Genomic DNA, 17,086 nt, shown 5'->3' with positions numbered 1-17,086 from the left:
CCCTTTATTAAAAAATCACGCCTGCATGTAAAATTACATTTGCATAAGGCGTAGCCTCGCCTGTACGAATAATCGCCTTCGCTTTCTTTGTATGCTCTTTAAATTGCTCATGAGATACATACTCAAATGCTGGCTCTATTAATTTCTGCTCTATTTCTTTATTTACTTCCGCATTATTTATAATGACTTCTTCTGCTAACGTCACTTTTTCGATTGCCATATCATCAGCTACAACTTGTAACACCTCTAAAAAACTCGGTTTTCCAATCTCAACAGCTAAATCAATTCGTTTTACTCCATCCGGAATCGGTAACCCGCAATCAGCAATTACAACCGTATCTGTATGCCCAAGTGAAGCAAGGACTGCCGCGATTTCACTATTTAATACACCATGCTTTTTCACCCAACAATCACCTGCACTTCACGTACTCGATCTCTCGTTGGCATACCGCCCTGTGCTCCAAGTTTCGTTACAGAAAGACCACCGGCAATATTCGCGAAACGAATTGCTTTTTGAAGTGTCTCTCCTTCAGAAAGTGCAACTGCTAACGCACCATTAAATGTATCACCAGCTCCAGTTGTATCCACTACATCAACAGCAATGCTAGGAACATGTACAATCTCCGTCCCATTATGGAAACGAACACCGTTAGAACCTTCTGTCATCAATAGTTTATTTGGATATTTAGCCAGTAAATCTTCAATTGGTGAGATGAAATCATCTAATACGATGCGGCACTCATGTTCATTTGGCGTAATATAAGTTGCCTTTTCTAAAATTTCTTCTGATAAAACTTGTGCTGGCGCTGGATTTAACATAACAGGAATATTATGTTTCTCACAAATAGCCAATACATATTTTACTGTTTCAAGTGGAATTTCTAGTTGAAGAACAACCATATCCGCTTTTACAAGAAGGTCTTTGGAGCGATCTACAACTGACTTATTTACAAGAGCATTTGCCCCTTGTACGACAACAATACTGTTATCTTCTTCTGCTAAAACGATATGAGCAATTCCTGTCGTTCTATCTGTAACCGGTACCACATAATCGATAAAAATGCGTTCGTTCTCTAAATTTTTTCTAACTACTGTTCCATAATCATCATTTCCTACCGCTCCAACCATTGCTACATTTGCTCCTAATCTAGCTGCAGCAACTGCTTGGTTTGCCCCTTTCCCTCCTGGGATTGTATAAAACGCTTCACCAATTACTGTTTCTCCTGCTTTCGGCCGTTTTTTTGAAACAGCCACTAAGTCCATTGAAATGCTCCCTACTACTGCAATATTTGGCATCTGTTTCATCTCCTTACTTCGTTGTATTTCGTTCTATAATTTCAATCGGCAAACGATAATGTTTCTCTTCTAATGTATTTCCTTCCATTTGCTCTAACAACAACTCTGTTGCAATTTTCCCCATTTCATATATTGGTTGTGCAACTGTCGTAATAGATGGATACATCATTTCCGTTAAAGAAATGCCATCAAATCCGATAATTTGTAAATCATCTGGAATGGCAATCCCCTTTTGAAGTGCAGCCTTTACAATACCGATCGCAATTAAATCATTCCCAGCAACAATACCATCAATATGCGGGTATTCTTCTAATAATTCCATCGCTACACGCTCACTATTTGCTGGATCAAACGTACTCTCTGCAATCATATACGAAAGATTATTTTGCGTAATAACGTCTACAAAACCTTCAAAACGTTCATTTGCAGTACTCACATCACGTGGACCGCGAATATGTGCAATATGTTTACATCCCTTATCTAGTAACAACTTTGTCGCAGCCTGACTTCCTGCATAGTTATCTGCATATACAGTAGGAATACGCTCATTAAACATACGGTCAATCGCAACAATTGGAATAGATAAATTCATGTAATTAACACTATTTTGTGGATTCGTTGCTACAATAAATCCATCTACATTATTTTGTCTAAGCACATCAATATATTGTTTCTCTTTTTCTAAACTTTCATCAGAGTTACAAAGGACAACTGTGTAACCTTGTTTATGTGCTACATCTTCTACGGCACGTGCAACTTCCGGAAAGAATGGATTCACGATATTTGGAACAACTAAGCCAATTAAACGAGACTTTTTATTATACAGTGAACGCGCTACTGTACTAGGCTTATAATCTAACATCTCAATTGCACGTTCTACCTTTTTTAATGTATCTTCGTGAACATATCCATTTTTATTTAGAACTCTGGAAACGGTCGCAACAGATACTCCCGCTAATTTCGCAACGTCTTTGATCGTACTCATTCTCTTTTCTCCTCATTTCATGTAACCGTTTACAGAAAATAATATAACGTATTTCTAAAAATACGTCAATCATTTCTCACTAAAAAGCTTTTGAGGTTATACTCAAAAAAGCACCGCCATAAGGCGATGCTTCTTCATTACGAGTATGATACAGTTTTTTCTTTTTCTTCTACAGCAGGCTCTTTAGCATCTTTTTTACGATCTGACAATTTAATTTTTTGTAAGAAAATCGTAAAGATGGCACCTACTACGATAAATACTAATCCTGTTAAGAATACAGTATGAAGCGAGTCTACTAAAGAGTTTTTCAAAATAGGTACAATACTGTTAGCGAACGCTTCTGGCATTTGTTTTAATGCCTCTGGGCTAAATAGCATTGAATATAAACCTTGTGGATCTGTGTGAATCATATCTTTAAATTTCGTTACCATTTGTCCCGCTTCTTTCGGGAATGTATCTAATACAGGTACTAAATTCTTTGTTAATGTCGTACCTGAAGTGTTATTCATAATTGATCCTAAAATTGTAATACCAAATGTACCACCGATTTGTCGGAAGAACTGACTTGATGATGTTACAACACCAAGGTCTTTTTTCGGGAAGCTTTCTTGTAACGCTAATGTTAATGTCGGCATTACAAGACCCATTCCTAAACCGATAACCATCATATAAGAAGTAGCTGTAAGCTTCGTTGTGTGCATATCCATCGTTGTTAATAACCAAAAACCACCGGCCATAATAAGCATACCTGCGATAATTTGTGGTTTTACACCAACTTTTAATACAAGTTGCCCACCGATAATACTCATCACAATCATTGTAATCATCATTGGAGTCATAATTGTTCCTGATTCAGCAGCACTTACTCCTACAATACCTTGCATGAAGAATGGTACGAACATAATCGCGCCGAACATTCCAATACTCATAAAGAATCCAATCGCATTCAGTATTGTAAATGTACGATTTTTAAAGAAATGCATTGGTAAAATTGGCTCTTCAGCTTTCGTTTCAACGATAACAAAGCTAACGATACCAATTACAGCTAGTGCAAATAAACCGATAATTTGCCAAGAATCCCATGCATAATCTTTTCCGCCAAACGTTAGCGCAAGTAATAAACTTACAACACCGAGAATCATCGTAAAGATTCCAGCGATATCAATTTTAATTGGTCCTGTTTGTTTATGCGATTTTAATCCCATTGCAATAAAGATTGTTGCTAAAATACCAACCGGTAAGTTAATGTAGAATACCCATCTCCAGTTCACTGCATCTACAATCCAACCACCAACTTGCGGTCCAATTACAGAAGCAAGACCGTATAATGCACCAAAAATACCTTGCCATTTCGCACGTTCTTTTCCCGTGAACATATCTCCAATAATAATCATAGCCATTGGCATCATAATACCGCCACCAAGACCTTGAATACCACGGAAAATAATTAATTCTGTCATACCATTTGCCATACCACATAACGCCGAACCAATCATGAAAATAACTAGCCCTGTTATATATACGTTACGACGACCAAGTAAATCCGCTAATTTACCTGCAATTGGTACAACTGTCGTTGATGTTAACATATAAGCTGTTGTTAACCATGTCATTAAACTTAATCCACCTAGGTCACCGACGATACGTGGCATTGCTGTACCAACAATTGTTCCATCTAATGCAGCAAATAGCATCGCGATAATTAAACCGATTAACAACAACTTTCTATTTTGATTTTCTTGTTGCTCCATGTAATCTCCTCAATTCCTCTTAGTTATTCTCTTTTTTCTCTTGTGTCCCACAAATAATGGTTTCTAACTTCTCAAAGAGACGTAATAAATCTTCTCTTTCTTGCAACTCTAAATGTGAAAAGTATTTTGCAATATGCTCGTTACGAGCTGTCATTGCCTCTTCTACTCTAGCTTTCCCCTTTTTCGTTAACTCGATGATGACAACGCGACGGTCATCTTTGTCGTGATAGCGTTCTACAAGTTCTTGATCGATTAGACGATCAATCATCACTGTAATCGCGCTAGGCTTCACATACATCTTTTTCGCTAATGTTGTCGCTCTTGAAGCCCCATAATGATCTAAAATCTTTAAAATATAAAACTGCGGTGGTGTAAGTCCTGTCGCTTGCATTTGTTCTAATAACTCCGTCTGCATTTTCTTTCCAATCGAAAAGGCAAGAGCTTGAATTTTATCGATATGCGTCATATCATTTGGCATGTTATCCACCTCTTATTTAAACAATAAAATATTTAATGTATTTAAATATTAATCCCACGAACAAAATCCGTCAATACTTTTATTCATAAAAACGTTTACATTTTTGTCACAAAGTTGTATAATTTTCGACGAAGTTAATATTGACAGTCACGGAGAAACGGAGTACACGGCTATGAATCATAAAAAAGGAAACTTTTTTATATTTCATGGCCTTTTTATGTTCTCTGTCTTAAAACGCTTCGAATTAATTAGGGGAGGATTTTCATTTTATGTTTTTCACACAATTATTTAAACCTGCGCCCCACGCGGAACGCTTACCAGCTGATCGCGTTGATAGCGAATACCGTAAATTACGTTTACAAGTATTCTTAGGTATCTTCATCGGTTATGCAGGTTACTACTTTGTTCGAAAAAACTTTTCACTAGCAATGCCATACTTAATCGAGCAAGGCTTTAGTAAAGGGGAACTTGGGGTTATCCTTTCAGCAGTTTCTATCGCTTACGGATTAAGTAAATTTCTTATGGGTATCGTATCCGATCGTTGTAATCCTCGCTACTTTTTAGCAGCTGGGCTATTTTTATCAGGTATCATTAATATTATTTTCGGCTCATTTTCTTTCATTACAACGAGCATTATACTTATGTTTGTACTTCAGTTTTTAAATGGATGGGTACAAGGTATGGGATGGCCTCCTTGTGGTCGTACGATGGTTCACTGGTTCTCTATTAGCGAACGTGGTACAAAAATGTCTATTTGGAACGTCGCTCATAATGTTGGCGGAGCGCTTATGCCTTCACTTGTAACATTAGGCTTATACTTCTTCGCAGATGACTGGAAAAGTATTTTTTACTTCCCAGGTATTCTTTCAATTTTAGTTGGTATTTATGTATTAATTACGATGAAAGATACACCTCAATCTTGTGGACTACCTTCTATTGAAGAACATACTGGAGAATATCCACCAGATGAAAAAGTAAAAGATCGCGAACGCGAGCTTTCAGTAAAGGAAATTTTATTTAAATACGTATTAAACAATAAGTTTTTATGGTACATCGCTATTGCGAACGTTTTCGTATATTTCGTACGTTACGGCGTTGTAGACTGGGCTCCTACTTATTTAGTAGAAGAAAAAAGCTTTACTCATAGTAGCTCACGTACTGCTTACGCTCTATATGAATGGGCTGGTATTCCAGGTACACTTCTTTGCGGATGGATGAGTGATAAACTCTTTAAAGGACGTCGTGCACCTGCTGGTATTCTATTTATGGTTGGTGTATTTATCGCAGTTCTTGTTTACTGGTTAAACCCTCCTGGTAATCCAATGGTTGATAGTATCGCACTTGTCGCAATTGGATTTTTAATTTACGGACCGGTTATGTTAATTGGTCTACACGCTCTAGACTTAGCACCAAAGAAAGCTGCTGGAACTGCAGCAGGCTTAACTGGATTCTTCGGTTACTTAGGCGGAGCTGCTTTTGCTAGTGCAGCTATGGGCTTTATCGTAGATGCATTCGGATGGGATGGCGGATTCATCTTATTACTTGCATCTTGCGTACTTGCAATGTTCTTCCTTGCTCTTACTTTAAATACAGGATCAGTAAAACAAAAGCAAGCTTAAATAATATATAACAAGCATAAAAATAGCTCTTAGCATTTACATACATGCTAAGAGCTATTTTTTATTTTCATTGCTGTTCCTACTAATGATAACAACCAATTCCTTCCCTACTATAAGATTAAAAGATTTGATGAAACACCTTTATTAAAACAGCTAACGTAACAGATGCAGCAAATCCCCCTAAACAAATAAGACTGACACCTTGGCTATATGACAAATTTTGAAATGATTTCATTACTTCCATCCTCCCTATCTCCCCTTTGATACTTTTATTTTACCAATGGGAAAAATTTCATAACATCGATTTCTCTAACAACTAACTTACAAATTTGTAAGTTAACATCTTTTCAACTTATATATCTAGTATTTCCACAAATAAGAGTCATTTATACATAAAAAAAGACCTCAGTTATACTAAGGTCTTCGTTACGTTCTATTTCATTTTATAATCATCACTGGACATTTCACACGCTTTGCTATTTTATGACTTACACTTCCCAGCACCATTTCTTGCAGTGTATTGAGCCCTCTACTTCCAGCAATGACAAGATCTATATCTCCTGTATTTACATATTGAACAATTGTATCTCCAGGATCACCATGTAATATCGTAATTGTATAAGAAATGTTCTCTTTCTTTAATAAACCTTCAATCTCTTTTAATTTATCTTTTCGACTAGCCGATATTGTTTCTAAATCTGTTTGACCTTGTATAATATCTGATTTTGCCGTTCTATTATCTACTACGTACACAACTTCAACATTTGTTTCTTCGCTACATTTCGCAATATAGGTTGCATGCTCCGCTGCTCGAAGTGCATGTTCAGAACCGTCACATGCTAATATAATTTGTTTGTACATATGCTGAATCCCCTTTTCGTTATCCTATTCGTATTATATAATAAAGCCCCCTAAAAAGGAGGCTTTTAACTAGCAATTCTTTTATTATAAGTAGCTAAATTTGCAACAAGTTTTGAACTACGTTCATTTAATCCTGTTATACTTACTTTCACACCACTTTGTTCATACTTCATGATAACTTTATCAATTGATGCCACTGCCGAATCATCCCATACGTGCGCATGAGTAAAGTTCATTTCGATTTCTTTTACATCTTCATTAAATGAAAAATTATTTATAAAGTCGGCTGTAGATGCAAAAAAAAGTTGACCGTGAATTTCGTATATTTTCTTATTTTCAATATATAAATGTTTCACGTGAATCTTTGCCATATTGAATGCAAATAAAACCGCACTAATTACTGTTCCGATAATTACACCTAATGCTAAATTATGTGTAATTAAGACAATCACAACTGTTACAATCATAACAAATGCGTTTCCTTTTGGTACTTTATGAATTGTTGTTACAGAGTTCCAATCAAACGTTCCGATTGAAACCATAATCATAACTGCAACTAAAGCTGCCATCGGAATATGAACGACATAATCTCCTAAAACAAATAGTAATACGATTAAAAATCCGCCCGCTACAAATGTTGATAGGCGACCTCGTCCACCTGATTTAATATTAATAACAGATTGACCGATCATTGCACAACCTGCCATTCCTCCGAAGAAACCAGCAACAATGTTTGCGATCCCTTGACCGCGTGCCTCTTTATGCTTATTACTTTCCGTATGCGTCATATCATCTAAAACTGAAGCTGTTAATAATGATTCTAGTAAACCGATAATTGCAAGCATAACTGCATACGGTAAAATAATCCCTAATGTCTCAACTGTAAAAGGCACGTCAGGAATGCTAAAGAATGGTAATTCTTTAGGCAAGCTTCCCATATCTCCTACTGTTTTCAACTGTAGTCCGCTCATAAGTGCAATACTCGTCACAATAATAATTGAAATAAGCGTAGAAGGTACAGCCGTTGTAATACGTGGAAATAAATATATAATTGCAAGTCCTAATACAACGAGTGCATACATTTGCCAAGTTGCATTTTTAAAATGTGGCAATTGCGCTGTAAAAACTAAAATTCCAAGTGAATTTAAAAAACCACTCATAACAGATTTCGGAACAAACTTCATAAATGAGCTCAGTTTGAACACGCCAAAAATAATTTGGACAATACCTGTTAATATTGTTGTAGCAAATAAATATTGCAAACCATGATCTTTAACGAGCGTCACCATTAATAATGCCATTGCACCTGTTGCAGCTGAAATCATCCCAGTTCTTCCGCCAACAAATGAAATGGTAACTGCAATACAAAAGGCTGCGTATAACCCAACGGTCGGATCCACACCAGCGATAACAGAGAAGGCTATCGCTTCAGGAATTAATGCTAAAGCAACGACAATTCCTGATAACACGTCCCCTCTCACATTAGAAAACCAATCATTTTTTATCGTTTGAAACAAAATACCACTCCTCTACTCCTTTATCATTTGATTTTCTCCATAAGAAAATCAGCCGACTGCACGAAAGCTATTATATAACGAGTAGAAGATTTTTTACTATGTAAAAGTTTCCTAAAAAGATGTTACCTTCGTAGCTTCTTTTTTAGGAAACTTTAAATATACTATCACCTATTGTTGATTTAACGTACAATGATTTAGGATTCTACAGTATGTCAAATGAAGAGAACTTTGTTTGGATGGATGGATGGATGAAAAATGCACATGTAATTTAGTTCATTTAATTGAATAATCCAAGGATCAAGATATTAGCTACCAAGGGAATTCATTTAAAGTTCTATAGATATTTCCACTTCATATATGAGGTTTAGTTTGGATAGTTTTGGATTAGAGGAGTTTATGCTAATTTAATGAAAATAGTAAGAGCACTCTTTCGAGTGCTCATTTTATGCAGATACAGTTGCTTTATCCTTCCGGAATATACCCATTAACCCACCGATTAATAATAATACGCCTGGTAATAAGTAAATTATAGAAATACAAATAAATCCACCGATAGCAGCCACAGTCATCATAATACCGCCAACCTTCGCTTTACTTCTTACCATAACAGATCCAACAATCCCTAAGATTGATAGAGCCACAGCTCCCCAACCTAAACCAATAACAGTATTTGCTCCATCAGCTTCAAAAGCAGCTCCCATACCGCCGATCAACAAAGCAATAAATGCACAAATAATACCAAAAATACCTCCAATAAGACCTAATACAAATTCAGCTGTTCTTTTCATTTCAATCTCTCCTTATTTAGCAACTTCAAATTCAAATTTCACTGATTTCTCGTCAAATGTAAATGTAGGTTTAAATGTACCAACAAACTTATCGCCTTCTGGTACATCAAATAACATTTTGTTTGTAATTTGGTTACCTGGCGCAATATTTTCGTTTATAAACGTATTTTCCCCACCAAAGTACTCTTTGAATTGGTTGCCGTTAGTATCAGCAATTTTCAACTCAGAAGTTCCAAAATATATATCTTTTTTGCCATTATTTTTAGCGTTAAAAGCGATTTCTAGTACTTTCCCTTTTTCAGCTTTTATGTATTCGTTAGGCTCAACGAATTTAGCTGAACTGAAAGTAAGCTGTAGACCATTAACTTCTACCGTATCTCCAATTTTATAAATCTTGCTTTCAGCTTTTTCCTTTTTATCTTTCTTTTCAGCCTGTTTAGGAGCATCGTTTTTACTCACTTCTTTAACTTCAGTTTCACCACAAGCAGCTAAACTAAAAGCAAGTGCACCTGTTAAAGCAATAGTACCCAATTTTTTATACATTCTTTTTCCTCCGATTATGTAAAATGTAAGATTTCCGAAACTATCATAACAGAAACAGTTACAACTTTTTTGTCATATTTTGTCGAGAAAAATAAAAAAAGACGCTATATCAGTAGCGTCTTTTCTCATTTCATTAATGTCCACCGTGTCCTTGACCACTTTCCTGAACAATTTCTAACCTCTCATCTAGTATTCCTTGTGTTTCAAATGAAATATCACTCGTACTTCCTAATAAGAAGCCATGATTATATGGTCCAAGTGTTGGATCATCTTTAAACTTCGGCTGAATGCTTGCAAGGAAGTCATACACTGGTTGTGAAGCTTTACCTTCTTCTAATAATACAACAGGTGCGTGTTTACCCATATGTGAAAAAGGTGCCCCAGCAACTGCTAAATCTGGTGTTTTACTTGAAACAAATGATAAACTGTGACCAGGTTTTGTGAATCCCCAGCCAAATTTTGTTTTTTCATCTTTAAATTTAGCGAACGCAATCGAGTTTTCTGTAGGGGTCTCTCCACTAATACGCGTTACTTTCCCGTATTTGCTCAGCTCTTTTTCCACTTCTTTTGAAACAATTTTTTCTGGCCCTAATACATATATATTTGCTTTATCTTTTCTCATTTTTAATGCCTCTATTGTCGCTTCTGGCACTTTATTCTTTTCTGTATAGAGTAGTGGTTCCGGCATATGAGAAATCCAATTTACAGCGGGTGTTGTATATAAACGTCCTTCTTCTGCAGACGAACCAATAATAACACTATTTGGGTAGCTTCCTGTTATGTCGGCATACTCCTTATCAACATCCTTCGCAAATATAGCTGGGTCCATTTCTTTTATTTGTTTTACTTTATAACCTTTTAATTGTTCAAGCGCGCTAGTACCTACATCCCCCATCACCATAATTTGTGTCCCATCTTTCGTTCCGATTGGATTTAATCGTTTTATTTCTTTTAACGTCATTTCCGGTATCTTTTCTTTTTCTATAAATAAAATCGGCCCGTTATTCGGATGATGAATAAGGTCTGCACTCGCAATACCTAATTGCCACTCGCTTGCTGGTACTAAAATAACAGCACCTGGCTGGTTCTCCTTATGAGTTGCTGGCCATATCGTTTGCGAAGTTAATACTGCCATTTTTAGGGGGTCATTTGTATTTAACCTCGTCACATTTTTTAGACTTGTCGTTAATAAATCATTCAATGCACCTTCGTTCATTTCTTTTGGCGCCGTTACCTCCTGATTCATTTTCATTTCCTTTTGCTCTGTTTTCTTCTCTTTTGTAGATTCATGGTTTTTATGGTCTGTATTCGTTTGTCCGCATGCAGCAAGACCAACTGCTGTAATTATTGTTATCCCAAAAATTCGGGTCATTTTTTTCACTATACCGCCTCCGTATTAATCATTTTTGAGCCAATATGATTACCTAAAATGTAATTTCAACTCCACAATAACAAGCAATTCTGAAGAAATTATGCAGACGCATCATAATCTGCACCATTTCTTCATGATTTTGCATTACACTTTAAGTAACAATTATAAATATGGAGGGCTCTCTATGATTGATATACTGCTCGTAGACGATGAACCGAGAATGCTTGAATTATTAACGCTTTATCTTACCCCAATTGGATATAACTGCGTATGTGCGACTTCAGGAGAAGAAGCTATTTTACATATAGAAAATCGAAACTTTAAATTTGTTTTACTCGATATTATGATGCCAAAGATGGACGGATGGGAAACGTGCAAAAAAATCCGATCTTTTAGTAACATTCCTATTATTATGGTTACAGCTCGTGATCAAACAGTAGATGTCGTTCAAGGATTAAAACTTGGAGCCGATGATTACGTAACGAAACCTTTCCATGAAGAAGAACTTTTCGCAAGAATTGAAGCCGTTTTAAGACGTACAAATGAACATAAACAAATCCAATATCACGGTATTGTATGGGATGAAACAAAACACTTCGTTTCTGTCCATAGTGAAGAACTCCTTCTCACACCAATTGAATTTTCTTTACTCGGATTATTTTTACGCCATGTGAACTACGTATTAAACCGTGATCAGCTCATCGAACGAATTTGGGGATTAAACACAAATACAGAAGATCGCACAGTCGATTCGCATATTCGTAATTTACGTGATAAATTGCGAAAAGCAAATTTCCCTATTGATCATCATTTAAAAACCGTGTATGGAGTAGGTTATCGATGGATTGATACTGAACAGTAAGGGGAAAAACGATGAAACGGATTTCAATTCAATTCGGATTTTATTTTTTAATTGTTACACTTTTAATTGAAAGTGTTCTCTTTATTTTGCTCTATTATAGTCTCGTAAACACTAGAGTAAATGAAGAAATGACAGCTTTATTAAAGCGAGGAAATAGTCATCGAGATGTACTTGAAAAATATTACGATAAGCAAACCATCTCTCACGTAGCATTAATGGAATCTGAAGCTGAAACAACTGTCGTTATTACAAATGCAAATAAAGAAATATTAGCTAAATCTAACGAAATAAACAAGACTATAAACGATCATATTAGTAAAATGCAAACTCGAACAGACCATAATGGAGCGATTATAGAAAACCATTGGAAAACATCTAATTATATATGTACAGTTAGTCCTATCATAGTAGCTGGAAAACATGAAGGATATGTGTATATGTTTCTTGGAACAGAATCCATTGAAAAGTTGGTAAATGGATTAACGAAACAATTCATTATTGCTGGCGCCATCACGTTTCTACTCACAGTCATCACAATTTTCCTATTATCACGTTTATTAACAAAACCATTGTTACACATGAAACATGCAACTGAAAAAATGAGTAAAGGTGATTTGTCCGTTTCATTAACGACTACTCGAAATGATGAAATTGGTGAACTAGCATCATCTATTCAAACGCTCGCAAATGATTTACATTATATGAAAACAGAGCGAAGTGAATTTCTAGCAAGTGTTGCTCACGAATTACGAACACCGTTAACATACGTAAGAGGTTATGCTGACATTGCTTCAAAAGAAAGCACCCCTTCTGAACAACGTTTGCGATATTTATCAATTATAAAAGATGAGTCTGATTACATTACAAACTTAGTTCAAGATTTATTTTCACTTGCACAAATGGAACAACATAACTTTTCTATTCAAGTAAAGGAAGTACATTTACACACCTTCCTAACTCGCATAGCCGAAAAAGTAAATGCCATATATAAAGAAAGATACATTAAAGTTTCTTTCTCTTGTCCTCCTACACTGCTAGTAAACTTAGATGAACAACGATTTGAACAAGTTGTGGTGAACATTTTAAATAACGCTTATAGACATTCAAAAGAACATTCTCATATAAACATTTCTGTTACAGAAGAACATAAAAGTATTTCCATTACAATTGAAGATGAAGGCGAAGGTATTCCTCCTGAAGATCTCCCTCACATTTTCGACCGCTTTTATCGAGTTGATAAAGCGAGATCACGATCTACAGGCGGAACTGGTTTAGGACTATCTATCGTAAAAGAAATTGTAGAACTACACGGCGGAAATATTACTGTAACGAGCGAAGTCGATTACGGGTCTTGCTTTATAGTTTCATTACCATCCATAAAGAAACACGACTATCATCAATAGTCGTGTTTTTTTATCACTTTACTTTATAATATAAATTTACAAATTGCCCAAAACGTTTCGTATCCGTTAAAGTTAAATTAATTTCCGGGTTCTTGTCTTGAAATAACGGAACTCCAGAACCTAATATGTGAGGTGTAATCGTAACAACATATTCATCAATTAGATTATTCTTAAAGAACTCTCTTAAGAGACTCCCTCCACCGACCATCCATATTTTAGATCCTTCTTGCTCTTTCAACCTTTTTGTAAACTCCACTACATCTTCATTTACAAACTCCACGTGTTCGTTTGAACCTTTTTCTGAGTTAGAAAAAACATAACATTTTTTATCTAAATACGGGAATGGTTCTATATGCTCTACTACATAATCGTACGTTCTTTTTCCCATAATTATTGTATCAATCGTTTCGTACATTTCTGTATAACCGTTATCTCCCTCCCCTTCGGTTTCCATTAACCACTGTAAATCATCATCTTCTTTCGCAATATATCCATCTAAGCTCGCCGCAATAAATAAAACTATTTCACGTGACATATTTTTTCCTCCTTACATCTCATCTTGATAACATTATGCTGTAAACAATATACTAACAATAAAACACGACAATTTATGTCATGTTTAAAAAGAAAAAAGGTGATACATTTGTCAAAAGCTAAACGCTTATTAGATATTCTTATATTTGCTTCTGCGAAAAAAGCATTTACAGCGCAAGAAATAGCTGATGAATTTAATATTTCTGTTCGTACTGTCCATAGATACATTTTAGATTTAAGTGATATGGGATTACCCATTTACGCTGAACAAGGTCGCAACGGAGGATATAAAGTATTAACGAATAGAGTAATTCCACCTATTTTATTTACGGAAGAAGAAGCAGTCTCCATCTTTTTTGCCTTTCAATCTTTAAGCTACTACAGAGACTTGCCTTTTAACACAGAAATAAATTCCGTTACACATAAACTATATAGCTCCCTACAACATGATGCGAAAGCTAAAGTTGACAAAATACGTTCTTATATCGCCTTTTGGAATCCGAAAAGAACAATTGAGACACCACTTTTAAACGAAGTGTTAACAGCGGCTATTGAAAATAAAAATTTACACTTTCAATACGAATCTAAATCAAAGATCAAAACAAAACACGTTCATCCTATCGGTGTATATGCGCATGATGGTTTATGGTATTTACCTGCTTATGATTTTAATGTAGAAAAAACATTACTGTATCGCGTCGATCGTATTCTTTCTATATTATCAACGGAAGAAAATGAAGATACATTCATGAATTTAAAAGAGTGGTTTGCCTCTAACTCTCACGTAGTACATAATCCTACTCAGTTACATGTTTTACTGTCAACAGAAGGCGTACGCCAATGTAAAAGCGTGCCTTACCTTGAAGAATTCGTTGTAACAAACGAAAACGGGACAGGATATATACATTCAACAATTGATAAAGGAGAAATCAATTTTATTACCCCTTTATTTTATAGACTCGGAAAAGATGCAAAAGTTTTAGAACCGATAGAATTGATAGATGGTTTACGTATGCGTGCGAAAGAAGTTTTACATATGTATGGAGACGAAAAAAGCTGCTAAATATAAGCAGCTTTTTAATCTAGTTGTTCTTATTATGTTTACGATTGACGAATATCAAACCACCAACGATTTTTCGAATTCATATTTTCAGTGTCACCAATCCCTCTGTAATTGAAAGCATCCAAAAAGATTGAATCTAATTTATCTTCATCTACAAAATAACCTAAATTAACTTTTACCGTTTCTCCTGGTGTGATACTGCCAATATTGTAAAAGCTTTTTCCATCTCCATGAGGCTCTAAATAATCAACTTCGCCTGTCATAATATTTTTTTCTGCGATTCCATCTTTCCCAGCATACTGCCATGCATTTCCTTTATATTCAAGAACTTTTATAGATGGAGTCATATAGATTTCTTCTGTCGCCTGTTTACCTATATTTTTCACTGTTGTTGTCAGGTAGACAAATTTAGGATGAATTAATTTTGATTCTACTAATTGATCAATTGAATCTTTACCATTTCCAATTTTATATTTATCCCTTCTATATGGTATCAATTGTCCAGCTTGATCCAAAGCTTGATTCCTGCTTAGTATTCCTAAGCCCATTTCATTAAAGTTCTCTTGTTTAAAATCTTTGATTGAATCAAAGATTTCAACTTTTTCTATCACATATTCAATTTGACTGTTATCCATAGATATCGTTACTGGAACCTTTTGCCCTATATGAAATAGTCGTTTGCTATCCTTCTTCAAAGGAATTACCTTAGTTGTTTTACTTTCTTGGCTAAAATACTTTTTATCATAATCGCTTATATATGATGACTTTTCTTTTGACGTGGGCTCAAGTGAAATGCTCCCTAGCACATCTATCATTTGTTCTTCGTTTATATCATTTCCAATGTAACTTTGTAACATAATTCCTTCTTCCTCAAAATAGAGAAAAATTACTCTATTAAACATTAAATCTTTATTACCATTTTCTCTATGGACAATTACTGCCTTCTTACCATTTATCTCTTTTTCTTCATAACTTTTCGAGTACAGAGTTGGAAAATCTGAATTCCCTCCTACTCTCCAAAGAACGAATGAAAATCCACCCATTGCGTAGTTATCTTTAAAGGAATATTTCATAGCAGAGTCATCAATTGCTTCCATATTTTCTGGTAATTTATCGATTTTCAGCTTATACCACTTATCAGCCTTTTTCGAGTCCTTATTTGTTACTGAAACATTTACTTCATAATTTTGTTTTTGAACGATCATATTATAGACCTTTACTGCTCCAAAAACGGTTGTCGGCATGCCGATCAATAAGCAAGCAGCAGCGATTAACATACGATGTCTTTTACGCTTTTTCAGCGGTTGTCCATCTTGCGGTTTCATTTCCTCCATAAACAATTTCTTTTTGCGCGTATATGTATGTGAAAATTCATGTTGTTGTTCAAGTTTATCAAAATCATCTAAAGCAATTTTTTCAGCAAGTTCATATATTTCTTTGGAGTTCTTTGAATTCGTCATGTTGTATACCTCCTATCATATTTTGGACTCGTTTTCGAGCGCGTTCAAACTGCTTGCGGACATTTGCCTCGGTTATCCCCATGACACTTGAAATTTCTTGATACGTTAAGTTATAGAAGACTTTGTACTTAAACACCTGTCTATTAGATTCGTTTAACTCTTTTAGCAATGCATCAATTTGAACCTCAGACATTTTACGTTTTTCCCACTCTTCAATATTTTCATCTACTGCTTCTACAGATTCTCTTTCATATTCTTCTAAAAATGTTTCATGTCGTTTGTTTTTCCGGTAACTATCAATCGCCTTGTTTTTCGCAATCCTCAAAATGTAACGTTTAAGCTCTTGAGTAGCCAAGCTATGGAGCTTTTCCAAATTCTTATAAAGAGTAATAAACGTCTCTTGAACCGCATCTTCAGCCTGTTGAATATTATTTAAAATAGAATATGCTACATAATAAATCTTTTGTTCATACAACTCATATAGCTCTTCCATCTTTTCATAATCGTTGTTTGTAACTTTCATATAATTCCTCCTCTCACTCTATATAACGAAT

General features: G+C 35.2%; 18 protein-coding genes. 4 read left to right on the top strand and 14 right to left on the bottom strand.

The genetic code is table 11. The features are described 5' to 3' along the window. Positions 1-7: 7 nt before the first annotated feature. The 5 genes from rbsD to MHB52_RS03410 all read right to left on the bottom strand — a co-directional run bounded on the left by rbsD (position 8) and on the right by MHB52_RS03410 (position 4,510). Entirely contained in the window at positions 8-403 is a 396-nt protein-coding gene (gene rbsD / locus MHB52_RS03430; RefSeq protein ID WP_000716151.1) for a D-ribose pyranase, read from the bottom strand. Continuing rightward, complete coding sequence (gene rbsK / locus MHB52_RS03425) at positions 400-1,296, bottom strand: ribokinase (protein ID WP_016117167.1); 897 nt, start codon at positions 1,294-1,296, stop codon at positions 400-402. Before rbsK ends, rbsD begins: the two co-directional genes overlap by 4 nt. Before the next feature lie 13 nt (positions 1,297-1,309). After that, a complete protein-coding gene (gene rbsR, locus MHB52_RS03420; RefSeq protein ID WP_016117166.1) occupies positions 1,310-2,281 on the bottom strand; it encodes a ribose operon transcriptional repressor RbsR in 972 nt (323 codons plus the stop codon). 137 nt (positions 2,282-2,418) lie between these two features. Beyond that, entirely contained in the window at positions 2,419-4,032 is a 1,614-nt protein-coding gene (locus MHB52_RS03415; RefSeq protein ID WP_061664102.1) for an MDR family MFS transporter, read from the bottom strand. 19 nt (positions 4,033-4,051) lie between these two features. Then, complete coding sequence (locus MHB52_RS03410; RefSeq protein WP_001132365.1) at positions 4,052-4,510, bottom strand: MarR family winged helix-turn-helix transcriptional regulator; 459 nt, start codon at positions 4,508-4,510, stop codon at positions 4,052-4,054. Positions 4,511-4,779: 269 nt separating this feature from the next. On the opposite strand from MHB52_RS03410, the gene glpT reads away from it, so the two are divergent. Continuing rightward, positions 4,780-6,129, top strand: a complete 1,350-nt coding sequence (gene glpT, locus MHB52_RS03405; protein ID WP_000466384.1) for a glycerol-3-phosphate transporter — start codon at positions 4,780-4,782, stop codon at positions 6,127-6,129. A 118-nt stretch (positions 6,130-6,247) separates the two neighbouring features. On the opposite strand, the gene MHB52_RS03400 is transcribed toward glpT, so the two are convergent. From MHB52_RS03400 to MHB52_RS03375, 6 genes are all read right to left on the bottom strand, one after another. After that, positions 6,248-6,364, bottom strand: a complete 117-nt coding sequence (locus MHB52_RS03400; RefSeq protein ID WP_000834733.1) for a DUF4027 family protein — start codon at positions 6,362-6,364, stop codon at positions 6,248-6,250. Positions 6,365-6,567: 203 nt separating this feature from the next. Continuing rightward, complete coding sequence (locus MHB52_RS03395; protein ID WP_000277998.1) at positions 6,568-6,990, bottom strand: universal stress protein; 423 nt, start codon at positions 6,988-6,990, stop codon at positions 6,568-6,570. 65 nt (positions 6,991-7,055) lie between these two features. Beyond that, the gene (locus MHB52_RS03390) at positions 7,056-8,507 is read right to left on the bottom strand and encodes a SulP family inorganic anion transporter (protein WP_000487914.1); all 1,452 of its coding nucleotides are present in this window, start codon (positions 8,505-8,507) and stop codon (positions 7,056-7,058) included. A gap of 443 nt (positions 8,508-8,950) precedes the next feature. Beyond that, complete coding sequence (locus MHB52_RS03385) at positions 8,951-9,295, bottom strand: DUF4064 domain-containing protein (protein ID WP_000831280.1); 345 nt, start codon at positions 9,293-9,295, stop codon at positions 8,951-8,953. Positions 9,296-9,307: 12 nt separating this feature from the next. Continuing rightward, entirely contained in the window at positions 9,308-9,838 is a 531-nt protein-coding gene (locus tag MHB52_RS03380) for a DUF4352 domain-containing protein (protein WP_000277055.1), read from the bottom strand. A 133-nt stretch (positions 9,839-9,971) separates the two neighbouring features. After that, a complete protein-coding gene (locus tag MHB52_RS03375) occupies positions 9,972-11,219 on the bottom strand; it encodes a cell wall-binding repeat-containing protein (protein ID WP_061664101.1) in 1,248 nt (415 codons plus the stop codon). Between the two features lie 175 nt (positions 11,220-11,394). Between MHB52_RS03375 and MHB52_RS03370 the strand changes: the two genes are divergently transcribed. Both MHB52_RS03370 and MHB52_RS03365 read left to right on the top strand, forming a co-directional pair. Beyond that, complete coding sequence (locus MHB52_RS03370) at positions 11,395-12,072, top strand: response regulator transcription factor (protein ID WP_000565483.1); 678 nt, start codon at positions 11,395-11,397, stop codon at positions 12,070-12,072. A gap of 11 nt (positions 12,073-12,083) precedes the next feature. Next, on the top strand, positions 12,084-13,475 hold the full coding sequence (locus tag MHB52_RS03365; protein ID WP_061664100.1) for a sensor histidine kinase: 1,392 nt from the start codon (positions 12,084-12,086) through the stop codon (positions 13,473-13,475). Positions 13,476-13,488: 13 nt separating this feature from the next. Here MHB52_RS03365 and MHB52_RS03360 read toward each other — a convergent pair whose 3' ends face one another. Next, complete coding sequence (locus MHB52_RS03360; protein ID WP_000085766.1) at positions 13,489-14,010, bottom strand: dihydrofolate reductase family protein; 522 nt, start codon at positions 14,008-14,010, stop codon at positions 13,489-13,491. Positions 14,011-14,085: 75 nt separating this feature from the next. On the opposite strand from MHB52_RS03360, the gene MHB52_RS03355 reads away from it, so the two are divergent. Next, positions 14,086-15,072 carry a helix-turn-helix transcriptional regulator gene (locus MHB52_RS03355; protein WP_137026709.1) on the top strand — a complete coding sequence of 329 codons (987 nt, stop codon included), beginning with the start codon at positions 14,086-14,088 and terminating at the stop codon, positions 15,070-15,072. Positions 15,073-15,110: 38 nt separating this feature from the next. Here the strand turns inward: MHB52_RS03355 and MHB52_RS03350 are convergent, their stop codons facing one another. Both MHB52_RS03350 and MHB52_RS03345 read right to left on the bottom strand, forming a co-directional pair. Continuing rightward, the gene (locus tag MHB52_RS03350; protein ID WP_061664098.1) at positions 15,111-16,532 is read right to left on the bottom strand and encodes an anti-sigma factor; all 1,422 of its coding nucleotides are present in this window, start codon (positions 16,530-16,532) and stop codon (positions 15,111-15,113) included. Further along, entirely contained in the window at positions 16,498-17,055 is a 558-nt protein-coding gene (locus MHB52_RS03345; RefSeq protein WP_016117159.1) for an RNA polymerase sigma factor, read from the bottom strand. Before MHB52_RS03345 ends, MHB52_RS03350 begins: the two co-directional genes overlap by 35 nt. Positions 17,056-17,086 lie beyond the last annotated feature (31 nt).

The sequence above is a fragment of the Bacillus sp. FSL K6-0073 genome (genome assembly GCF_038006085.1).
GTDB lineage: Bacteria > Bacillota > Bacilli > Bacillales > Bacillaceae_G > Bacillus_A > Bacillus_A cereus.
This window is presented reverse-complemented; position numbering and strand designations above follow the sequence as displayed.

Coding starts and splice junctions, on each gene's coding strand:
- rbsK (WP_016117167.1), bottom strand. CDS start 1,296: ATGCCAAATATTGCAGTAGTAGGGAGCATTTCAATGGACTTAGTGGCT.
- rbsR (WP_016117166.1), bottom strand. CDS start 2,281: ATGAGTACGATCAAAGACGTTGCGAAATTAGCGGGAGTATCTGTTGCG.
- MHB52_RS03415 (WP_061664102.1), bottom strand. CDS start 4,032: ATGGAGCAACAAGAAAATCAAAATAGAAAGTTGTTGTTAATCGGTTTA.
- MHB52_RS03410 (WP_001132365.1), bottom strand. CDS start 4,510: ATGCCAAATGATATGACGCATATCGATAAAATTCAAGCTCTTGCCTTT.
- glpT (WP_000466384.1), top strand. CDS start 4,780: ATGTTTTTCACACAATTATTTAAACCTGCGCCCCACGCGGAACGCTTA.
- MHB52_RS03400 (WP_000834733.1), bottom strand. CDS start 6,364: ATGAAATCATTTCAAAATTTGTCATATAGCCAAGGTGTCAGTCTTATT.
- MHB52_RS03395 (WP_000277998.1), bottom strand. CDS start 6,990: ATGTACAAACAAATTATATTAGCATGTGACGGTTCTGAACATGCACTT.
- MHB52_RS03385 (WP_000831280.1), bottom strand. CDS start 9,295: ATGAAAAGAACAGCTGAATTTGTATTAGGTCTTATTGGAGGTATTTTT.
- MHB52_RS03380 (WP_000277055.1), bottom strand. CDS start 9,838: ATGTATAAAAAATTGGGTACTATTGCTTTAACAGGTGCACTTGCTTTT.
- MHB52_RS03370 (WP_000565483.1), top strand. CDS start 11,395: ATGATTGATATACTGCTCGTAGACGATGAACCGAGAATGCTTGAATTA.
- MHB52_RS03365 (WP_061664100.1), top strand. CDS start 12,084: ATGAAACGGATTTCAATTCAATTCGGATTTTATTTTTTAATTGTTACA.
- MHB52_RS03360 (WP_000085766.1), bottom strand. CDS start 14,010: ATGTCACGTGAAATAGTTTTATTTATTGCGGCGAGCTTAGATGGATAT.
- MHB52_RS03355 (WP_137026709.1), top strand. CDS start 14,086: ATGTCATGTTTAAAAAGAAAAAAGGTGATACATTTGTCAAAAGCTAAA.
- MHB52_RS03350 (WP_061664098.1), bottom strand. CDS start 16,532: ATGACGAATTCAAAGAACTCCAAAGAAATATATGAACTTGCTGAAAAA.
- MHB52_RS03345 (WP_016117159.1), bottom strand. CDS start 17,055: ATGAAAGTTACAAACAACGATTATGAAAAGATGGAAGAGCTATATGAG.